The sequence below is a fragment of the Streptomyces pseudovenezuelae genome (assembly GCF_029892565.1).
Taxonomy (GTDB): domain Bacteria; phylum Actinomycetota; class Actinomycetes; order Streptomycetales; family Streptomycetaceae; genus Streptomyces; species Streptomyces pseudovenezuelae_A.
In genome coordinates, this window is record NZ_JARXVH010000003.1 from 174,356 (window position 1) to 192,914 (window position 18,559).

Consider the following 18,559-nt stretch of genomic DNA (forward strand, 5'->3'; position numbering starts at 1 on the left):
AACATGAAAATTGCTTTCGTCGGGAAGGGCGGCAGCGGCAAGACGACCCTGTCCTCCCTGTTCATCCGCCATCTCGCGGCGGCCGGCGCCCCGGTCGTCGCGGTCGACGCCGACATCAACCAGCACCTGGGCGCCGCGCTGGGACTGGACGAGGCCGAGGCGGCCGGGCTGCCCGCGATGGGCGAGCGGCTGTCGCTGATCAAGGACTACCTGCGCGGCTCCAACCCGCGTATCGCCTCCGCCGAGACGATGATCAAGACGACCCCGCCCGGCGAGGGCTCCCGGCTGCTGCGCGTGGGCGGGGACAACCCGGTGTACGAGGCCTGTGCCCGGTCGGTGGAACTCGACGGCGGCACCGTCCGTTTGATGGTCACCGGCCCCTTCACGGACGCCGACCTGGGGGTCGCCTGCTACCACTCCAAGACGGGAGCGGTGGAGCTGTGCCTGAACCACCTGGTGGACGGGCAGGGCGAGTACGTCGTGGTGGACATGACGGCGGGCTCGGACTCCTTCGCCTCCGGCATGTTCACCCGCTTCGACATCACGTTCCTCGTCGCCGAGCCGACCCGGAAGGGGGTCTCCGTCTATCGCCAGTACAAGGAGTACGCCCGTGACTTCGGCGTCGTACTGAAAGTCGTCGGCAACAAGGTGCAGGGTCAGGACGACCTCGACTTCCTCCGCGCCGAGGTCGGGGACGACCTGTTGGTGACCGTCGGGCACTCGGACTGGGTGCGCGCCATGGAGAAGGGCCGCCCGCCCCGGTTCGAGCTCCTGGAGGACGCCAACCGCCGTGCCCTGCGCACCCTTCAGGTCGCCGCCGACGCGACGTACGACCTGCGCGACTGGGAGCGCTACACGCGCCAGACCGTGCACTTCCATCTGAAGAACGCCACTTCTTGGGGCAACGAGCGCACCGGGGTCGACCTGGCGGCGCAGGTCGACCCCGGTTTCGTGCTCGGCGAGGGGATCACCGCCGTCGTGTGACGCTCGCGCGCGACGACAGCCGATCGCGGCCGACGACGGCTACTGCTTGGCCGCCGGCGCTCCGGGCACGCCCTTCGGGGCCGGGGCCGGCCGGCCCGACAGGAAGGATGCCCAGCCCTGCTTCGGGGCCTCGCCGACGTTCAGACCGTGCAGCTTCTCCAGGGTCTGCGGGTCCTGGGCGTCCAGCCAGTCGGCCAGCTGCCGCAAGGACACACAGCGCACGTCGGGCTTGTTGCAGACGTTCTCGACGACCTCGTCGACGGCACGCATGTAGGTGCCGCCGTTCCAGGACTCGAAGTGGTTGCCCATGACGAGGGGCGCGCGGTTGCCGTCGTAGGCGCGGTGGAAGCCCTTGAGCAGGCCGTCGCGCATCTGGTCGCCCCAGTACTGGTACTTGGCGGGGTCACCCTGGGTCTGTGTACCGGACTGGTTGACCATGAAGTTGTAGTCCATGGTGAGCTGCTCGTAGGAGTGCCCGGGGAAGGGCACGAGCTGCATCGACAGATCCCACAGGCCTTCCTTCTTCTTCGGCCAGAGCTGGTCGTTGACGCCGCTGGTGTCGTAGCGGAAGCCCAGCTCGCGGGCGGCCTTCATGAAGTTCTGCTGGCCTTCGAGACACGGCGTGCGGGCCCCGACGAGTTCCTTGTCGTAGTCGAAGGGCAGCGCGGCCGCCTTCTTCATGCCGGTGTTGGTCTTCCAGGACTTGACGAACTGCTTCGCCTGGGCGATCTCGTCCTTCCAGTCCGCGACCGACCACTCGCCGACGCCACCGCCCTTGCCGCAGAAGTGGCCGTTGAAGTGGGTGCCGATCTCGTTGCCCTCCAGCCACGCCAGGCGCAGCTGCTTGACGGTGTCGGCGATGCCCTTCGCGTCGTTGAAGCCGATGTCGGAGCGGCCCGGGGAGTGCTGCGGCGGCTTGTACTCGTCGCGCTTGTCCTCCGGCAGCATGTACACGCCGCTCAGGAAGTACGTCATCGTTGCGTGATTGGCCTTGGCGACCTTGCGGAAGTGGGAGAACAGCTGCTGGCTGTCCTCGCCGGCGCCGTCCCAGGAGAAGACGACGAACTGCGGGGGCTTCTGGCCCGGCTTGAGCCGCTCCGGCCTCGGCAGATGCGGCTGCGCCCCGGTGTACGAGGTGGAGCCGTCGCCGATCAGCCGGACCACGCTCTTCGGCGGCTGGGCCGGCTTCGCCTTCTGCGGACCGGGAGCACCTGTCTTGGCACCGTCGGAGCCGATCCCGCAACCGGCGAGCGAAGCGGCACAGAGCGCGGCGACCACGGCGCCCGCGGCGATCCTCTGGGTGGCGGCCATGTCCGCCCACCTTCTTCCTTCTCTCAGGCCAACGCCGCTGAGGGCGTTTTCTGACGATGTGCCGGGAAGGCCCGACAGCGCCGCCAAGGTTGCACGGGGCCGAGAAGGAATTAGTACGACAAGCCGATCAAATAATTGCTTCGCTCTTCCGGGTGACTTATAGGGCTATTTGCCAGGAAAGTCCATGCCTAGCCTTTACTCTGCATTACGATCCATTTACCGAACGTTGATTTATCCCGCCGCTGCACGCCGTGACCCACGGCCGCGACCCGACCCCGCCACCGACGGGGACCCCTGTTCCGCGACCGCGCTGCCCCGGAGGAGACGGGAAACATGTCAGCCTGCGTACGTACTCGCGCCACCGACCCCCACTCGACCCGCACCGAGCGCACCCACCGGCCCCACAGCCCGCCGCCGACCCCGCCCCGCCGCTTCGGGCTCGCGGGCGCCGATGTGTCGGCCTCCATCGCGGTCTTCCTGATCGCCCTTCCGCTCTCCCTGGGCATCGCCCTCGCCACCGGCGCCCCGCTCCAGGCGGGCCTCGTCGCCGCCGCGGTCGGCGGCCTGGTCGCCGGCTGGATCGGCGGCTGCCCGCTCCAGGTCAGCGGCCCCGCCGCCGGGCTCACGGTGGTCACCGCCGACCTCATCCAGCGCTACGGCTGGCGCACGACCTGTGCCATCACCGTCCTCGCCGGTCTCGCCCAACTGGGCCTCGGCTGCCTGCGCGTGGCCCGCACCGCGCTCGCCGTCAGCCCCGCCATCGTGCACGGCATGCTCGCCGGCATCGGCGTCACCATCGCCGTCGCCCAGCTGCACATCGTCCTGGGCGGCACCCCGCAGAGCTCCGTCCTCGCCAACCTCCGCGCCCTGCCCGCCCAGTTGGCGCGGCTGCAGCCGGCCGCCGTGTCGGTGAGCGTGCTGACGCTGGCCCTGCTGCTGCTCTGGCCGCGGATCCCGGGCCGGGCCGGACACCTGCTGCGCAAGATCCCCGCCGCGCTCGTCGCGGTCGCCGGCGCCACCACGGCCGCCTCCCTCACCGGCCTCAGCCTGCCCAAGGTCGACCTGCCGTCCTGGAGCAGCCACGCCCTGGCCGGACTCCCCGAGGGCCCGGTGCTCGGCATCGCCGCCGCCGTGCTCACCACCACGCTGGTGTGCAGCGTGCAGTCGCTGCTCGGCGCGGTCGCCGTGGACAAGATGATGGCCTCCCGGCCCGGCCTCACCGTCCGCGTCGGCCGCTCCAAACTGGACCGCGAGCTACTCGGGCAGGGCGCCGCCAACATCGTCTCCGGCGCTCTCGGCGGACTGCCGGTCGCCGGGGTGGCCGTGCGCAGTTCGGCGAATGTCAACGCGGGTGCCGTGAGCCGGAACTCCACGCTGCTGCACGGCGTTCTCGTAGTGATCGCCGCGCTGCTGATGGTCCCGATCCTGGAGTTCATCCCGCTCGCCTCGCTCGCCGCCCTGGTGATGGCCGTCGGCATCCAGATGGTGTCCCTGCACCACATCCGCACGGTGACCCGCCACCGAGAAGTGCTGGTCTACGCCGTCACCACCCTCGGCGTGGTCTGCCTCGGCGTCCTGGAAGGCGTCACGCTGGGGATCGCCGTCGCCGTCGGGGTCGCCATGCAGCGCCTCGCCCGCACCCGCATCACACACGAGGAGAAGGAGGGAGTCCATCACGTCCAGGTCCGCGGCCAGTTGACGTTCCTCGCGGTGCCGAGGCTCAGCCGAGCCCTGCATCTCGTACCCCAAGGCGCGCACGCCGTCGTGGAGTTGGACGGCTCGTTCATGGACCACGCGGCGTACGAGTCCCTGCACGACTGGCAGAGCACGCACACCGCACAGGGCGGCTCCGCCGAGCTGACCGGTCGCCTCACGGGCACGCGCATCAGCGGGACCGGTCACGCCGGGGGCGAAGCAACCCCGATCGGTGAGCCGACGACATCCCCCGGCTGCCGCTGCCGCCCCTGGACGCCTTGGCGCAACCATCAGTGCGAGCAACTGCCGCCGGCCGGAACGGTCGAGGGTCACGTCGACCGGGTCGGCCGGATCGGCGAGGCCGAGGGCCCGCTCGGTTCCGGCGGGACGAGCGGTCTGTACCGTGCCGGACGTCTCGTCGACGGACCAGACGGAACCGGCGCTCCGGGTGCGCTCTACGAATCCGGCGGTCCCGCCACCTCCGGTGCCTCCAACACTTCCGGCGGATCCGGCACTTCCGGCGGCCCTGGCGCTCCCGCCACCCCCACTTCCCCTGGCAAATCCAACGGTCCTGCCAACTCCCAATCCGATCACCCCCGCGACTCCGCCCACGCCGCCGAATCCGACCCGCACCCCGAATCCGACCCTTACCGCGAATCCGGCGGAGCCCAACTCGCCCGAGGCATCAGCGCGTTCCAGCGCAACACCGCACCCCTCGTTCGGGGTGAGCTGGCTCGCCTGGCAAGAGAAGGGCAGCGGCCCTCGCAGCTCTTTCTCACCTGTGCCGACTCGCGGCTGGTGACCTCGATGATCACCTCCAGTGGTCCGGGTGACCTGTTCGTGGTGCGCAATGTGGGCAACCTCGTCCCGTTGCCCGGCGAGGAGGGCGGCGACGACTCGGTGGCGGCCGCGATCGAGTACGCGGTGGACGTGCTGAAGGTGCGGTCCATCACGGTGTGCGGGCACTCCGGGTGCGGGGCCATGCAGGCGCTGCTCAACTCGGAGCCGGGGGGCGCGCGGACGCCGCTCAAGCGGTGGCTGCGGCACGGGCTGCCGAGCCTGGAGCGGATGGCCGACGACGGCAGACCCTGGGCGCGGCTTGCCGGAAGGGCGCCCGCCGACGCCGTAGAGCAGCTCTGCCTCACCAATGTGGTCCAGCAGTTGGAGCATCTGCGGGCGCATGACTCGGTGGCGCGGGCGCTGCGGAACGGGGCGTTGGAGCTGCACGGGATGTACTTCCATGTGGGTGAGACGCAGGCGTATCTGCTGACCGAGAGGAGCGGGGAGAACGAGGACGAGCTGTTCGACCACGTGAGTGCGGTGAACCTCTCCGCCTGAGCCTGCGCCTGAACCTCGTTCACCTGGCGTCCGTGGCTATGAAAGACCCCGGCCACAGGGTCCGATGACAGGTCTAAACCAATTTTCGGTCGACCCTTGTCATCGGACCCCCGGGTCTGATGAGCTGGCCCGGGACACAACGGACACCCTGGGAAAGGCAGATGCCGTGAGCAACGAAAGCCTGGCCAACCTGCTCAAGGAAGAACGCAGGTTCGCACCCCCCGCGGACCTGGCGGCGAACGCCAATGTCACGGCGGAGGCGTATGAACAGGCCAAGGCTGACCGGCTCGGCTTCTGGGCCGCGCAGGCCCGCCGGCTGACCTGGGCCAAGGAACCGGCCGAGACGCTGGACTGGTCAAACCCGCCGTTCGCCAAGTGGTTCAAGGACGGCACTCTCAACGTGGCCTACAACTGCGTGGACCGCCATGTGGAGGCCGGACTCGGCGACCGGGTCGCCATCCACTTCGAGGGCGAGCCCGGCGACAGCCGCGCCATCACCTACGCCGAGCTCAAGGACGAGGTCTCCAAGGCGGCCAACGCCCTGCTGGAGCTGGGTGTCCGCAAGGGCGACCGGGTCGCCGTATACATGCCGATGATCCCGGAGACGGCGGTCGCGATGCTCGCGTGCGCCCGGATCGGCGCCGCCCACTCGGTGGTCTTCGGCGGCTTCTCGGCGGACGCGCTCGCGACCCGCATCCAGGACGCCGACGCCAAGGTCGTCATCACCACCGACGGCGGCTACCGGCGCGGCAAGCCGTCCGCGCTCAAGCCGGCCGTCGACGAGGCGGTCACCAAGGTCGACAACGTGGAGCACGTGCTCGTGGTCCGCCGTACCGGCCAGGAGGTCGCCTGGGACGGCGAGCGGGACGTGTGGTGGCACGAGATCGTCGAGCGGCAGTCGGCCGAGCACACCCCCGAGGCCTTCGACGCCGAGCACCCGCTCTTCATCCTGTACACGTCCGGTACGACGGGTAAGCCCAAGGGCATCCTGCACACCTCCGGCGGCTACCTCACCCAGGCGTCGTACACCCACCACGCCGTCTTCGACCTCAAGCCGGAGACGGACGTGTACTGGTGCACGGCCGACGTCGGCTGGGTCACCGGCCACTCGTACATCGTCTACGGGCCGCTGGCCAACGGCGCCACCCAGGTCATGTACGAGGGCACCCCGGACACCCCGCACCAGGGCCGTTTCTGGGAGATCGTGCAGAAGTACGGGGTGACGATCCTGTACACGGCGCCGACCGCGATCCGTACGTTCATGAAGTGGGGCGACGACATCCCCGCCAAGTTCGACCTCAGCAGCCTGCGGGTGCTGGGCTCGGTGGGCGAGCCGATCAACCCCGAGGCGTGGATGTGGTACCGCAAGCACATCGGCGGCGACAAGGCCCCGATCGTCGACACCTGGTGGCAGACCGAGACCGGCGCCATGATGATCTCCCCGCTGCCCGGTGTCACGGCGACCAAGCCCGGTTCCGCGCAGACCCCGCTGCCCGGCATCTCCGCGACGGTCGTGGACGACGACGCCAACGAGGTGCCCAACGGCGGCGGTGGCTACCTGGTCCTGACCGAGCCGTGGCCGTCGATGCTGCGCACCATCTGGGGCGACGACCAGCGCTTCCTCGACACGTACTGGTCGCGCTTCGAGGGCAAGTACTTCGCCGGCGACGGTGCGAAGAAGGACGACGACGGCGACATCTGGCTGCTCGGCCGGGTCGACGACGTGATGCTCGTGTCCGGCCACAACATCTCCACCACGGAGGTCGAGTCGGCGCTCGTCTCGCACCCCTCGGTCGCCGAGGCGGCCGTCGTCGGTGCCGCCGACGAGACGACCGGGCAGGCGATCGTCGCCTTCGTGATCCTGCGCGGCACGGCGAACGCCGAGGACGAGAACCTGGTGAACGACCTGCGCAACCACGTCGGCAGCGTCCTCGGCCCGATCGCCAAGCCCAAGCGGGTCCTGCCGGTGGCGGAGCTGCCGAAGACCCGTTCCGGCAAGATCATGCGCCGCCTGCTGCGCGACGTGGCCGAGAACCGCCAGCTCGGTGACGTGACGACGCTGACGGACTCGACGGTCATGGACCTCATCCAGGCCAAGCTGCCGGCGGCGCCCAGCGAGGACTGAGCAGTCGTACGACCGTGAGAGGGGTGCCCGGCGCGAAGAGCGCCGGGCACCCCTCTTAGGTAAACTAAGCAAAAGAGTGTGACCCTCAAGGTGTGCCGGGAAGTCTGGTCGGCGAACGGTTCAGCCCTGCCCACCACCCGGAGGCCTCTCGTGAGCGCGCCCCGCACCACCCCCGCCCGCAAGGTCCTCGGACGGCTGTCGCTGCCCGAGCGGACCTTCGTCACGGACGCGCTGCGCGCCGAGACGGTCGGCGGCGTGCTGCTGCTCGTGGCCGCGGTCACGGCGCTGATCTGGACCAACATCCCGGCGCTGCACGGCAGTTACGAGAGCGTCAGCCACTTCCACTTCGGCCCCGGGGCCCTGGGCCTGAACCTGTCCGTCGCGCACTGGGCCGCCGACGGCCTCCTCGCGGTCTTCTTCTTCGTCGCCGGTATCGAGCTCAAGCGCGAGCTGGTCGCCGGTGACCTGCGCGACCCCAAGGCGGCCGCGCTCCCGGTCGTGGCGGCCCTGTGCGGCATGGCCGTACCCGCGCTCGTCTACACCCTCACCAACCTCACCGGCGGCGGCTCCCTGCAGGGCTGGGCGGTGCCCACCGCCACCGACATCGCCTTCGCACTGGCCGTGCTCGCCGTCATCGGCACCTCGCTGCCGAGCGCCCTGCGCGCCTTCCTGCTCACGCTCGCCGTCGTCGACGACCTCTTCGCGATCCTGATCATCGCGGTCTTCTTCACCAGCGACATCGACCTCGCCGCGCTCGGCGGCGCCGTCGCGGGCCTCGTCGTCTTCTGGCTGCTGCTGCGCAGGGGCGTACGCGGCTGGTACGTGTACGTCCCGCTCGCGCTCGTCGTCTGGGCGCTGATGTACAACAGCGGCGTCCACGCCACCATCGCCGGTGTCGCCATGGGCCTGATGCTGCGCTGCCACCGCCACGAGGGCGAGGCACGGGCCCCCGGCGAGCGCGTCGAGCACCTCGTGCGCCCCCTGTCGGCGGGCCTCGCCGTCCCCCTGTTCGCGCTCTTCAGCGCCGGCGTCACCGTGTCGGGCGGCGCGCTGGGCGATGTGTTCACCCGGCCCGAGACGCTCGGCGTGGTCCTGGGTCTGGTCGTCGGCAAGGCGGTCGGCATCTTCGGCGGTACGTGGCTGACGGCACGTTTCACCAGGGCCTCGCTCAGCGACGAACTCGCCTGGGCCGACGTGTTCGCGGTGGCGACGCTGGCCGGCATCGGCTTCACCGTGTCGCTGCTCATCGGCGAACTGGCCTTCGACGGCGATGCCGTACTGACCGACGAGGTGAAAGCGGCCGTACTGACCGCCTCGCTGATCGCGGCCGTCCTCGCGACCGTGTTGCTGAAGGTCCGCAACGCCAAGTACCGCAGGATGTGCGAGGACGAGGAGCGCGACGAGGACCTCGACGGGATCCCGGACATCTACGAGCAGGACGACCCGGCGTACCACCTGCGGATGGCCGAGATCTTCGACCGCAAGGCCGCCGAGCACCGCCGGATCGCCGCCCTGAAGGAGGCCGAGGCGCGCGGGGAGGCCGAGGCCCTAGGCAGCGCGGACGACGCGGGCTTGCCGAAGTGGCGGGCGGGGCAGGCGTCGAGGACCACCGTCCGGCATGATCTGACGGGACGGTACAAAAGACTTACGAGGGAGACGGCGATGAGCGCACCCGACGGCAGCCCGGTCGGCGCCGAACGCAGCATCGGCCAGTTGTTCGCCTCGGCGACGACCGAGATGTCTGCGCTGGTGCACGACGAGATCGCGCTGGCCAAGGCGCAGCTCAAGCAGGACGTGATCCGCGGTGCGATGAGCGGCGGCGCGTTCACGGTGGCCGCCGGAGTACTGGTGTTCTCCCTGCCGATGCTCAACTTCGCGCTGGCGTACGGAATCCGCACCTGGAGCGACTGGAACCTGGCGCTCTGCTTCCTGCTGTCCTTCGCGGCGAACGTGCTCGTCGCGGTCGTCCTCGTGCTGGTCGGCGTGTTCTTCGCGAAGAAGGCCGCCAAGGGCAAGGGCCCGCAGAAGGTGGCCGCGTCGGTGAAGGAGACGGCCGGCGTGCTGCAGAACGCGAAGCCGCACACGCGTCCGGAGGCCCCGGCTCTGGAGGACCGTGCGCCCGCGGCCCTCGAGGCTGTGGCACGCTCGTCCTCATGACGGACCCCGCCACACCTTCGGCGCAACCGACGTCGGTCGTACGAGTCGACGGCCCCTGGACGCACCGGGACGTCGCCGCAAACGGCGCACGTTTCCACATCGCGGAGATCGGCGACGGGCCGCTGGTCATGATGGTGCACGGCTTCCCCCAGTTCTGGTGGACCTGGCGCCACCAGATGACGGCCCTCGCCGACGCCGGCTTCCGGGCCGTCGCCATGGACCTGCGGGGCGTCGGCGGCAGCGACCGCACCCCGCGCGGCTACGACCCCGCCAACCTCGCGCTCGACATCACCGGCGTGATCCGCTCCCTCGGCGAGCCCGACGCCGCGCTGGTCGGCCATGACCTCGGCGGCTATCTGGCGTGGACGGCGGCCGTGATGCGGCCCAAGCTGGTGCGGCGGCTCGTGGTCTCGTCGATGCCGCATCCCCGGCGCTGGCGCTCGGCGATGCTCTCCGACGTGAAGCAGACCCGCGCCGGTTCCTACATCTGGGGGTTCCAGCGCCCCTGGCTGCCGGAGCGGCAGCTGACCGCCGACGACGGCGCGCTGGTCGCCGAACTGATCCGCGAGTGGTCCGGGCCGAACGCGCCGGACGACAAGGCCGTGGACACCTACCGACGCGCGATGCTCATCCCCTCGACGGCGCACTGCGCGATCGAGCCGTACCGCTGGATGGTCCGGTCGATCGCCCGCCCGGACGGCATCCAGTTCAACCGGCGCATGAAGCGCCCGCTGCGCGTGCCGACCCTCCACCTCCACGGCTCGCTGGACCCCGTGATGCGCACCCGCAGCGCGGCCGGTTCCGGCGAGTACGTCGAAGCGCCGTACCGCTGGCGGCTGTTCGACGGCCTCGGGCATTTCCCGCACGAGGAGGATCCGGTCGCTTTCACCACAGAACTGGTCAACTGGCTGAAGGATCCCGAACCCGATCGGTGACCGATCCGATGCGCCCGGTATCCGGATCTGAACACCTGTCCTACGAACAGCCACTTGCCTGACGCATAGGCCGATTGGGGGCCCCTGGGGCGGTTATCGACCTTGGGGCAGGGGCAGACGTCGGGGTATGGGCTGGACGCACGACTACAGTGACACAGCACGCAGTCGCCGCTCGGTGGGCGGCCTGAGTCCCCACCAGCGAGGCAGCGCCCCGCAGATGGCGGGCACGGATCTCCGCGTGGGAATTCCGCGCATCCTGCGCCGCCGGGCCCGCTGGGTCTCGGTGCGCCTGCGCCATCCCCGAGGCTGAGCGCCTTCTTTTTTCCGGTACGGCGGTCTACAGCGCGCAGCTGTCGCTGTCCACCTGCTGGTTGGCGGTACGCCCCTTGACGATGTCCTCCTGGATCTCGTCCGCGGTGAGGGCGTATCCGGTGTCGGCGTCGTCGAGGGACTTGGCGAACACCACGCCGTACACCTTGCCTTCCGGCGTGAGCAGCGGGCCGCCGGAGTTGCCCTGACGGACGGTCGCGTACAGCGAGTAGACGTCACGGCGGACGGTGCCGCGGTGGTAGATGTCCGGGCCACTGGCCGGCAGCCGCCCGCGCAAGCGTGCGGGCCGGACGTCGTACGACCCGTTCTCCGGGAAGCCCGCGACGATCGCGTCGTCACCGCTCTTCGCGTCCGTGGCCGTGAACTTCAGCGCGGGCGCCTTCAGATCGGGTACGTCGAGCACGGCGATGTCGCGCTTCCAGTCGTACAGGACGACCGTCGCGTCGTACTTCCTGCCCTCGCCGCCTACCTGGACGGTGGGCTCGTCGACGCCGCCGACCACGTGCGCGTTGGTCATGACGCGGCGGTCGCCGAAGACGAAGCCGGAGCCCTCCAGGACCTTGCCGCAGCTCTGGGCGGTGCCCATGACCTTGACGATGGAGCGCTTGGCCCCGGTGGCGACCGCGCTGTTGGCGAGCGCGGGGTCGGGCGGCTGGACCTCTTTGATCGGCTCGTTGGAGAACGGGCTGAAGACCTGCGGGAAGCCGTTCTGCGCGAGGACCGAGGTGAAGTCCTTGAACCAGGTGTCGGCCTGGGTGGGCAGCACCTCGGAGACGCCGAGGAGCACCTTGGAGCTGCGGACCTCCTTGCCGACCGTCGGCATCGTGGTCTGCGCCAGGGCGGAGCCGATCAGCCAGGCGACCAGGAGCATCGCCAGGACGTTGACGAGGGCGCCGCCGGTCGCGTCCAGGGCGCGGGCCGGGGACCAGGTGATGAACCGGCGCAGCCTGTTGCCCAGGTGGGTGGTCAGGGCCTGGCCGACGGAGGCGCAGACGATGACGACGACGACCGCGACGACGGCGGCGGTCGTGCTCACCTCCGCGTTGTCGGTCAGCGCGTCCCAGATGACGGGCAGCACGTACACCGCCACGAGACCGCCGCCCAGGAAGCCGATCACCGACAGGATGCCGACGACGAAGCCCTGGCGATAACCGACGATCGCGAACCACACGGCGGCGACCAGCAACAGGATGTCCAGCACGTTCACGGCAGACACCCTGTCATGACCTCCAGTCGAGGGGGACCTGCTTCTCCCGGTCCCAGGGGCGCTCCCAGCCGGCGTAGTGGAACAGTCGGTCGATGATTCCGGCCGTGAAACCCCACACCAGGGCCGATTCGACCAGAAATGCCGGACCTCGGTGGCCGCGGGGGTGCACGGCCGTCGCGCGGTTGGCCGGGTCCGTGAGATCCGCCACGGGGACCGTGAAGACCCGCGCCGTCTCGTTCGGGTCGACCACGCCGACCGGGGTCGGCACGCGCCACCAGCCCAGCACGGGGGTCACGACGAAGCCGCTGACCGGGATGTACAGCCGGGGCAGCACGCCGAAGAGCTGGACGCCGGAGGGGTCGAGCCCGGTCTCCTCCTCGGCCTCGCGCAGGGCGGCCCGCAGCGGCCCGTCGGTGTGCGGGTCGCCGTCCTCGGGGTCGAGGGCGCCGCCGGGGAAGGACGGCTGTCCGGCGTGCGAGCGCAGCGAACTGGCCCGCTCCATGAGCAGCAGCTCGGGCCCGCGCTCGCCCTCGCCGAACAGGACGAGGACGGCCGACTGCCGGCCCGCCCCGTCCTCGGGCGGCAGGAAGCGGCTCAGCTGGAGCGGCTGCACCGTCTCCACCGCCCGCACCACCGGCTCCAGCCAGTCGGGCAGGCCTTCCTTGCTGAGCGTCACCGGACCGCCCCGTGTATTGCTCGCACGCGTCATCGCCACCCCCGAAGTCCTGCTGGTTCCAACGCCCGCCGCTCCTTTGATCGTTCCTGTCGGTGACCCTGAGATCGCCCCCGAGAAGATCCCTGAGACGGCGTCCGGGTCCCCGGCGGGCCGTACGCCGTCCTCGGCGAGCCCGGCGGGCGATGCGTCATCCGGCCGCCCCCAGCGGCGGCGCCGGCCTGCCGCCCGCGTCCAGGTAGGCCTGCGGGGGGTTGAGGCGCTGGCCGGGGAAGCCGCCCTTCTCGTACTTGAGCAGTTTCTTCGCCTTCTCCGGGTCCGTCTCGCCCTCGCCGTACGCCGGGCAGAGCGGGGCGATGGGGCAGGCGCCGCAGGCGGGCTTGCGGGCGTGGCAGATGCGGCGGCCGTGCCAGATCACGTGATGCGAGAGGTCCGTCCAGTCGCTCTTGGGGAAGAGCGCTCCCACGGCGGCCTCGATCTTGTCCGGGTCGGTCTGATCGGTCCACTGCCAGCGCCGCACCAGCCGCTGGAAGTGGGTGTCCACGGTGATGCCGGGCCGCCCGAAGGCGTTCCCCAGCACCACGAAGGCGGTCTTGCGGCCCACGCCGGGCAGTTTGACGAGGTCTTCGAGACGGCCGGGGACCTCGCCGCCGAACTGCTCCACCAGCCCCTTGGACAGCCCTATGACCGACTTGGTCTTGGCCCGGAAGAAGCCGGTCGGGCGGAGGATCTCCTCGACCTCCTCGGGGTTGGCGGCGGCCAGGTCCTCGGGGGTCGGGTACTTGGCGAAGAGCGCGGGCGTCGTCTGGTTGACCCTGAGGTCGGTGGTCTGGGCCGACAGGACCGTGGCCACCACCAGTTGGAAGGGGTTCTCGAAGTCCAGCTCGGGGTGGGCGTACGGAAAGACCTCGGCGAGCTCGCGGTCGATCCGGCGGGCCCGGCGCACGAGGGCGGTGTGCGACTCGGCCTTGGCCGGCTTGGCGACGGCCGCCTTCTTCACAGGTGCGGCCTTCTTCGCGGCCGTGACCTTCTTTTCGGGCGCCGTCTTCTTCGCGGCCGTGACCTTCGTCGTGGCCGTCGTCTTCTTCGCCGGAGTCGCCTTCTTCACCGCAGCCTTCTTTGTCACTTTTGCCGGTTTCTTTCCGCCACCAGGGTCCTGTTCGCCCACAGCGGAATCACGACGTACAGCCACCCGCCCAGCCCCCTTGGCCTGTGCTCTCACCGGCGATTTGGACACCCGGCCAGCCTAGAGCCCGACACTGACATCCGCCCCGGACCCAGGAGATCAGCCCCCAATTGGACCCCTGCCGCTTACCTCGGGACACCAGTGCGGCATCCTTGTGACAGATCACACTGTTTGGACCGTCCGGCAAGATGGGGAGCACGGTCCCCTGGTACCAAGGGGGCGCAAGATCCCCTGAGCAGGTCGACAAGGAGAGAACTCGTGGACGACGTTCTGCGGCGGAACCCGCTTTTCGCGGCGCTCGACGACGAGCAGGCCACGGAGCTTCGCGCCTCCATGAGCGAGGTGACCCTCGCGCGCGGAGACTCGCTCTTCCACGAGGGCGACCCCGGAGACCGGCTCTACGTGGTCACCGAGGGCAAGGTCAAGCTGCACCGCACCTCCCCCGACGGCCGCGAGAACATGCTCGCCGTCGTGGGCCCCGGCGAGTTGATCGGCGAACTGTCGCTGTTCGACCCGGGCCCCCGCACCGCGACCGCCACCGCGCTCACCGAGGTCAAGCTCCTCGGCCTCGGCCACGGCGACCTCCAGCCCTGGCTGAGCGCCCGCCCCGAGGTGGCCGGCGCCCTGCTGCGCGCCGTCGCCCGCCGACTGCGCAAGACCAACGACGCGATGTCCGACCTCGTCTTCTCCGACGTCCCCGGCCGCGTCGCCCGCGCCCTGCTGGACCTCTCCCGCCGCTTCGGCGTGCAGTCCGAGGAGGGCATCCACGTCGTCCACGACCTCACGCAGGAGGAGCTGGCCCAACTGGTCGGCGCCTCCCGCGAGACCGTGAACAAGGCGCTCGCCGACTTCGCCCAGCGCGGGTGGCTCCGCCTGGAGGCGCGCGCCGTGATCCTGCTGGACGTCGAGCGGCTGGCCAAGCGCTCGCGCTGACGCCGGTCTTGGCGGTACGACTTCGGGGCCCACTTCTTTAAGAGGTGGGCCCCGTTTTCGTGACCGGGCCGACTCGTGCGACCTCGGCGAGCGCCTAGATCAGCCCGTGTTCCTTGAGGTAGTCCAGCTGGGCCCGTACCGACAGTTCGGCCGCCGGCCACAGGGAGCGGTCCACGTCCGCGTACACGTGGGTGACGACCTCGGTCGGGGTGCGGTGGCCGTTCTCGACGGCTGTCTCGACCTGGGCGAGCCGGTGGGCGCGGTGGGCGAGGTAGAACTCGACGACGCCCTGGGCGTCGTCCAGGACGGGACCGTGGCCCGGGAGCACCGTGTGGACGCCGTCGTCGACCGCGAGGGATCTGAGGCGGCGCAGGGAGTCCAGGTAGTCGCCGAGGCGGCCGTCGGGGTGCGCCACGACCGTCGTACCGCGCCCCAGGACGGTGTCCCCGGTCAGGACGGCCTGATCGGCCGGGAGATGGAAGCACAGGGAGTCCGAGGTGTGCCCCGGAGTGGGCACGACCAGCAACTCCAGGCCGCCGACCCGCACGACGTCCCCGGCGCCCAGCCCCTCGTCGCCCAGCCGCAGTGCCGGGTCCAGCGCCCGCACCTTCGTGCCGGTCAGCTCGGCGAAGCGGGCGGCGCCCTCGGCGTGGTCCGGGTGGCCGTGGGTCAGCAGGGTGAGCGCGATCCGCTTGCCGGCCTTCTCGGCGGTGTCGACGACGCTGCGCAGGTGTCCGTCGTCCAGGGGGCCCGGGTCGACGACGACGGCCAGCTCCGAGTCGGGCTCGGCGAGGATCCAGGTGTTGGTGCCGTCGAGGGTCATCGCCGAGGCGTTGGGCGCCAGGACGTTGACGGCCCGTGCGGTGGCGGGGCCGGAGAGGACCCCGCCTCTGGGCTGACCGGGAAGGGCTGCTGCGTCCGTCATGCCGTGGCTCCACCGGTCGAGAGGTCGGTCGGGATGTGCTTGGTGAACTCGTCGTGGCCCGGCCAGGACAGCACGATCTCGCCGTCCGCCAGCCGGGCGCGGGCGAGGACGGCGGTCAGGTCCCGGTCCGGAGCCGCGGCGAGCGCCTCCGCCGCCGTGCCGTACGGCAGCAGCTGGCGCAGGGTCGCGATGGTGGGCGGCATCATCAACAGCTCGCCCTTGTCGTACGCGACCGCCGCCTCCTCGGGCCGGATCCACACCGTGCGGTCGGCCTCGGTGGAGGCGTTGCGGGTGCGCTGGCCGTGCGGCAGGGCGGCCACGAAGAACCAGGTGTCGTAGCGGCGGGTCTCGAACTCCGGGGTGATCCAGCGGGTCCAGGCGCCCAGCAGGTCGGAGCGCAGGACCAGGCCGCGGCGGTCCAGGAACTCGGCGAAGGACAGCTCCCGGTCGACCAGGGCCGCCCGGTCCGCCTCCCACTGAGGTCCGGTGGTGTCGCCGACCACTGAGTCGGGGGTCTCACCGGCGAGCAGGACGCCCGCCTCCTCGTACGTCTCCCGGACGGCCGCGCAGACGATCGCCTGGGCCTCCGTCTCGTCGACGCCGAACCGCTCCGCCCACCACGCGCGCGTGGGGCCCGCCCAGCGGATGTGGCGTTCGTCGTCACGGGGATCTACGCCGCCGCCCGGATAAGCGTACGCGCCCCCGGCGAAGGCCATGGAGGCGCGTCTGCGCAGCATGTGGACGGCGGGGCCGCCGTCGGTGTCCTTGAGGAGCATGACGGTGGCCGCGCGCTTCGGGGTGACCGGGGTGAGCGTGCCGTCCGCCAGCGCGCGGATGCGTTCCGGCCAGTCCTGGGGAAACCACTGCCCATTCGCCATGGGCGGAGGCTATCCCTTGGTGCGCGAATGTTCGAGAGGTGTCCGAGGTCAGGGCCCCGGCGACCGAACGACGGCTACCGAACGACGGCTACGGAACGAGCTCCACCTGGATCTCGACCTCCACCGGAGCGTCCAGCGGCAGCACCGCCACGCCGACCGCGCTGCGCGCGTGCACGCCCTTGTCTCCGAGGGCGGCGGCGAGCAGCTCACTGGCGCCGTTGACGACGGCCGGCTGGCCGGTGAAGTCGGGCGCCGAGGCGACGAAGCCCACGACCTTCACCACGCGCGCGATGCGGTCCAGGTCGCCGGCCACGGACTTCACGGCGGCCAGCGCGTTCAGCGCGCAGGTGCGGGCCAGGTCCTTGGCCTCCTCCGGCGTGACCTCGGCGCCGACCTTGCCGGTGACGGGCAGCTTGCCCTCCACCATCGGGAGCTGGCCCGCGGTGTAGACGTAGACGCCCGACAGCACGGCGGGCTGGTAGGCGGCCAGCGGCGGGACGACCTCCGGCAGGGTCAGACCGAGTTCGGCCAGCTTCGCCTCGACGGCACTCATGCCTTCTCCCGCTTCAGGTAGGCCACCAGCTGCTCGGGGTTGTTGGGCCCGGGCACGACCTGGACGAGCTCCCAGCCGTCCTCGCCCCAGGTGTCCAGGATCTGCTTCGTGGCGTGGACGAGCAGCGGCACGGTTGCGTATTCCCACTTGGTCATGTGGCCGACTTTAGCCGCTGGTCCGGACGGCTCAGGGGCCGACCGTCGCCACGTTGTCCACAGGCTGCCGCGTAGCTTGCGCACAGACTGGTTAGGCTCGAAGACGTGAGCAGGCTCCAGGTCGTCAGCGGCAAGGGCGGGACCGGCAAGACGACGGTCGCCGCCGCACTCGCGCTGGCCCTCGCGACCGAGGGGAAGCGGACGCTTCTCGTCGAGGTCGAGGGCCGCCAGGGCATCGCGCAGCTCTTCGAGACCGATGCGCTGCCCTATGAGGAGCGGAAGATCGCGGTCGCTCCGGGTGGCGGGGAGGTGTACGCGCTCGCCATCGACCCCGAGCTGGCCCTTCTGGACTACCTCCAGATGTTCTACAAACTCGGGGGCGCCGGACGGGCCCTGAAGAAGCTCGGCGCGATCGACTTCGCGACCACCATCGCGCCCGGTCTCAGGGACGTCCTGCTGACCGGCAAGGCGTGCGAGGCGGTGCGGCGCAAGGACAAGAGCGGGCGCTTCGCGTACGACTACGTCGTCATGGACGCGCCGCCCACCGGCCGCATCACCCGCTTCCTGAACGTCAACGACGAGGTCGCGGGCCTCGCGAAGATCGGCCCGATACACAATCAGGCGCAGGCCGTGATGCGGGTGCTGAAGTCCAAGGAGACGGCCGTGCACCTGGTGACGCTCCTGGAGGAGATGCCCGTCCAGGAGACCGCCGACGGAATCTCCGAACTGCGCGCCGCGCGGCTGCCGGTGGGCCGGATCATGGTGAACATGGTGCGCCCTGAGGTGTTGGACGCGGCAGATCTGGAACTCGTCCGCAGCACGCCCCGTACCGCCCTCGCGAAGTCCCTGTCCGCCGCCGGCCTCGGCGGGGCGCGACGCGGGGGGAACGCGGAGAAGCTGGTGGACCCGCTGCTCGCGGAGGCGGAGGAGTACGCCGAGCGGTACGCGCTGGAGGAGGAACAGCGGTCGGTCCTGGCCGAGTTGGGCCTGCCGCTGCACGAACTGCCGCTGCTCGCCGAGGGCATGGACCTCGGCGGGCTGTACGGGCTGGCCAGGGAGCTGCGCCGGCAGGGCCTGTCATGAGCCGGAACACGAGTGGGCACACGGGCCAGGGCAGGAGTCGGTGCGTGGGCCGGAGCACGAGTCGGAAGCAGCTGAACCAGGGGAAGCAGGG

16 protein-coding genes are annotated in these 18,559 nt (G+C 70.5%); 8 read left to right on the top strand and 8 right to left on the bottom strand.

Annotated features, from left to right (window positions below; all coding sequences use genetic code 11):
- Nucleotides 1-3: 3 nt before the first annotated feature.
- Nucleotides 4-984: an ATP-binding protein gene (locus M2283_RS09740; RefSeq protein ID WP_280875728.1), complete on the top strand. Its 981-nt coding sequence runs from the start codon at nt 4-6 to the stop codon at nt 982-984.
- 39 nt (nt 985-1,023) lie between these two features.
- Here M2283_RS09740 and M2283_RS09745 read toward each other — a convergent pair whose 3' ends face one another.
- On the bottom strand, nt 1,024-2,295 hold the full coding sequence (locus M2283_RS09745) for a hypothetical protein (protein ID WP_280875729.1): 1,272 nt from the start codon (nt 2,293-2,295) through the stop codon (nt 1,024-1,026).
- 333 nt (nt 2,296-2,628) lie between these two features.
- Here M2283_RS09745 and M2283_RS09750 point away from each other — a divergent pair, with 333 nt between their 5' ends.
- The 5 genes from M2283_RS09750 (at nt 2,629) to M2283_RS09775 (ending at nt 10,855) form a co-directional block, all read left to right on the top strand.
- Nucleotides 2,629-5,328 carry a bifunctional SulP family inorganic anion transporter/carbonic anhydrase gene (locus tag M2283_RS09750; RefSeq protein ID WP_280875730.1) on the top strand — a complete coding sequence of 900 codons (2,700 nt, stop codon included), beginning with the start codon at nt 2,629-2,631 and terminating at the stop codon, nt 5,326-5,328.
- Between the two features lie 166 nt (nt 5,329-5,494).
- Nucleotides 5,495-7,453: an acetate--CoA ligase gene (gene acs, locus M2283_RS09755; protein ID WP_280875731.1), complete on the top strand. Its 1,959-nt coding sequence runs from the start codon at nt 5,495-5,497 to the stop codon at nt 7,451-7,453.
- Nucleotides 7,454-7,603: 150 nt separating this feature from the next.
- Entirely contained in the window at nt 7,604-9,610 is a 2,007-nt protein-coding gene (gene nhaA / locus M2283_RS09760; protein WP_432423044.1) for a Na+/H+ antiporter NhaA, read from the top strand.
- On the top strand, nt 9,607-10,545 hold the full coding sequence (locus tag M2283_RS09770) for an alpha/beta fold hydrolase (RefSeq protein WP_280875733.1): 939 nt from the start codon (nt 9,607-9,609) through the stop codon (nt 10,543-10,545). The genes nhaA and M2283_RS09770 overlap by 4 nt, the downstream gene beginning before the upstream one ends.
- Before the next feature lie 127 nt (nt 10,546-10,672).
- On the top strand, nt 10,673-10,855 hold the full coding sequence (locus tag M2283_RS09775; protein ID WP_123998680.1) for a hypothetical protein: 183 nt from the start codon (nt 10,673-10,675) through the stop codon (nt 10,853-10,855).
- Between the two features lie 27 nt (nt 10,856-10,882).
- Here the strand turns inward: M2283_RS09775 and M2283_RS09780 are convergent, their stop codons facing one another.
- The 3 genes from M2283_RS09780 to nth all read right to left on the bottom strand — a co-directional run bounded on the left by M2283_RS09780 (nt 10,883) and on the right by nth (nt 13,881).
- Complete coding sequence (locus M2283_RS09780) at nt 10,883-12,082, bottom strand: MarP family serine protease (RefSeq protein WP_280875734.1); 1,200 nt, start codon at nt 12,080-12,082, stop codon at nt 10,883-10,885.
- 13 nt (nt 12,083-12,095) lie between these two features.
- A complete protein-coding gene (locus M2283_RS09785; RefSeq protein WP_280876245.1) occupies nt 12,096-12,791 on the bottom strand; it encodes an NUDIX hydrolase in 696 nt (231 codons plus the stop codon).
- 154 nt (nt 12,792-12,945) lie between these two features.
- Entirely contained in the window at nt 12,946-13,881 is a 936-nt protein-coding gene (nth, locus tag M2283_RS09790) for an endonuclease III (RefSeq protein WP_432423045.1), read from the bottom strand.
- A 318-nt stretch (nt 13,882-14,199) separates the two neighbouring features.
- On the opposite strand from nth, the gene M2283_RS09795 reads away from it, so the two are divergent.
- Complete coding sequence (locus M2283_RS09795; protein ID WP_123998683.1) at nt 14,200-14,874, top strand: Crp/Fnr family transcriptional regulator; 675 nt, start codon at nt 14,200-14,202, stop codon at nt 14,872-14,874.
- A 94-nt stretch (nt 14,875-14,968) separates the two neighbouring features.
- Here M2283_RS09795 and M2283_RS09800 read toward each other — a convergent pair whose 3' ends face one another.
- From M2283_RS09800 to M2283_RS09815, 4 genes are all read right to left on the bottom strand, one after another.
- Entirely contained in the window at nt 14,969-15,799 is an 831-nt protein-coding gene (locus tag M2283_RS09800) for an MBL fold metallo-hydrolase (RefSeq protein WP_280875736.1), read from the bottom strand.
- The gene (locus M2283_RS09805) at nt 15,796-16,677 is read right to left on the bottom strand and encodes an NUDIX hydrolase (protein WP_280875737.1); all 882 of its coding nucleotides are present in this window, start codon (nt 16,675-16,677) and stop codon (nt 15,796-15,798) included. Before M2283_RS09805 ends, M2283_RS09800 begins: the two co-directional genes overlap by 4 nt.
- An 88-nt stretch (nt 16,678-16,765) precedes the next feature.
- Nucleotides 16,766-17,230: a RidA family protein gene (locus tag M2283_RS09810; protein ID WP_280875738.1), complete on the bottom strand. Its 465-nt coding sequence runs from the start codon at nt 17,228-17,230 to the stop codon at nt 16,766-16,768.
- Nucleotides 17,227-17,385 (bottom strand): DUF4177 domain-containing protein, encoded by a 159-nt coding sequence (locus M2283_RS09815; protein WP_003967454.1) that lies wholly within the window; start codon nt 17,383-17,385, stop codon nt 17,227-17,229. Before M2283_RS09815 ends, M2283_RS09810 begins: the two co-directional genes overlap by 4 nt.
- Nucleotides 17,386-17,490: 105 nt before the next feature.
- On the opposite strand from M2283_RS09815, the gene M2283_RS09820 reads away from it, so the two are divergent.
- Nucleotides 17,491-18,468 carry an ArsA-related P-loop ATPase gene (locus M2283_RS09820; protein ID WP_280875739.1) on the top strand — a complete coding sequence of 326 codons (978 nt, stop codon included), beginning with the start codon at nt 17,491-17,493 and terminating at the stop codon, nt 18,466-18,468.
- Nucleotides 18,469-18,559: the final 91 nt, after the last annotated feature.

Bases quoted from the DNA above. Each gene is read 5' to 3' on its own strand.
- M2283_RS09745 (WP_280875729.1), bottom strand. From the start codon at position 2,295: ATGGCCGCCACCCAGAGGATCGCCGCGGGCGCCGTGGTCGCCGCGCTC.
- M2283_RS09740 (WP_280875728.1), top strand. From the start codon at position 4: ATGAAAATTGCTTTCGTCGGGAAGGGCGGCAGCGGCAAGACGACCCTG.
- M2283_RS09775 (WP_123998680.1), top strand. From the start codon at position 10,673: ATGGGCTGGACGCACGACTACAGTGACACAGCACGCAGTCGCCGCTCG.
- M2283_RS09770 (WP_280875733.1), top strand. From the start codon at position 9,607: ATGACGGACCCCGCCACACCTTCGGCGCAACCGACGTCGGTCGTACGA.
- M2283_RS09810 (WP_280875738.1), bottom strand. From the start codon at position 17,230: ATGAGTGCCGTCGAGGCGAAGCTGGCCGAACTCGGTCTGACCCTGCCG.
- M2283_RS09785 (WP_280876245.1), bottom strand. From the start codon at position 12,791: ATGACGCGTGCGAGCAATACACGGGGCGGTCCGGTGACGCTCAGCAAG.
- M2283_RS09750 (WP_280875730.1), top strand. From the start codon at position 2,629: ATGTCAGCCTGCGTACGTACTCGCGCCACCGACCCCCACTCGACCCGC.
- M2283_RS09800 (WP_280875736.1), bottom strand. From the start codon at position 15,799: ATGACGGACGCAGCAGCCCTTCCCGGTCAGCCCAGAGGCGGGGTCCTC.
- M2283_RS09805 (WP_280875737.1), bottom strand. From the start codon at position 16,677: ATGGCGAATGGGCAGTGGTTTCCCCAGGACTGGCCGGAACGCATCCGC.
- M2283_RS09815 (WP_003967454.1), bottom strand. From the start codon at position 17,385: ATGACCAAGTGGGAATACGCAACCGTGCCGCTGCTCGTCCACGCCACG.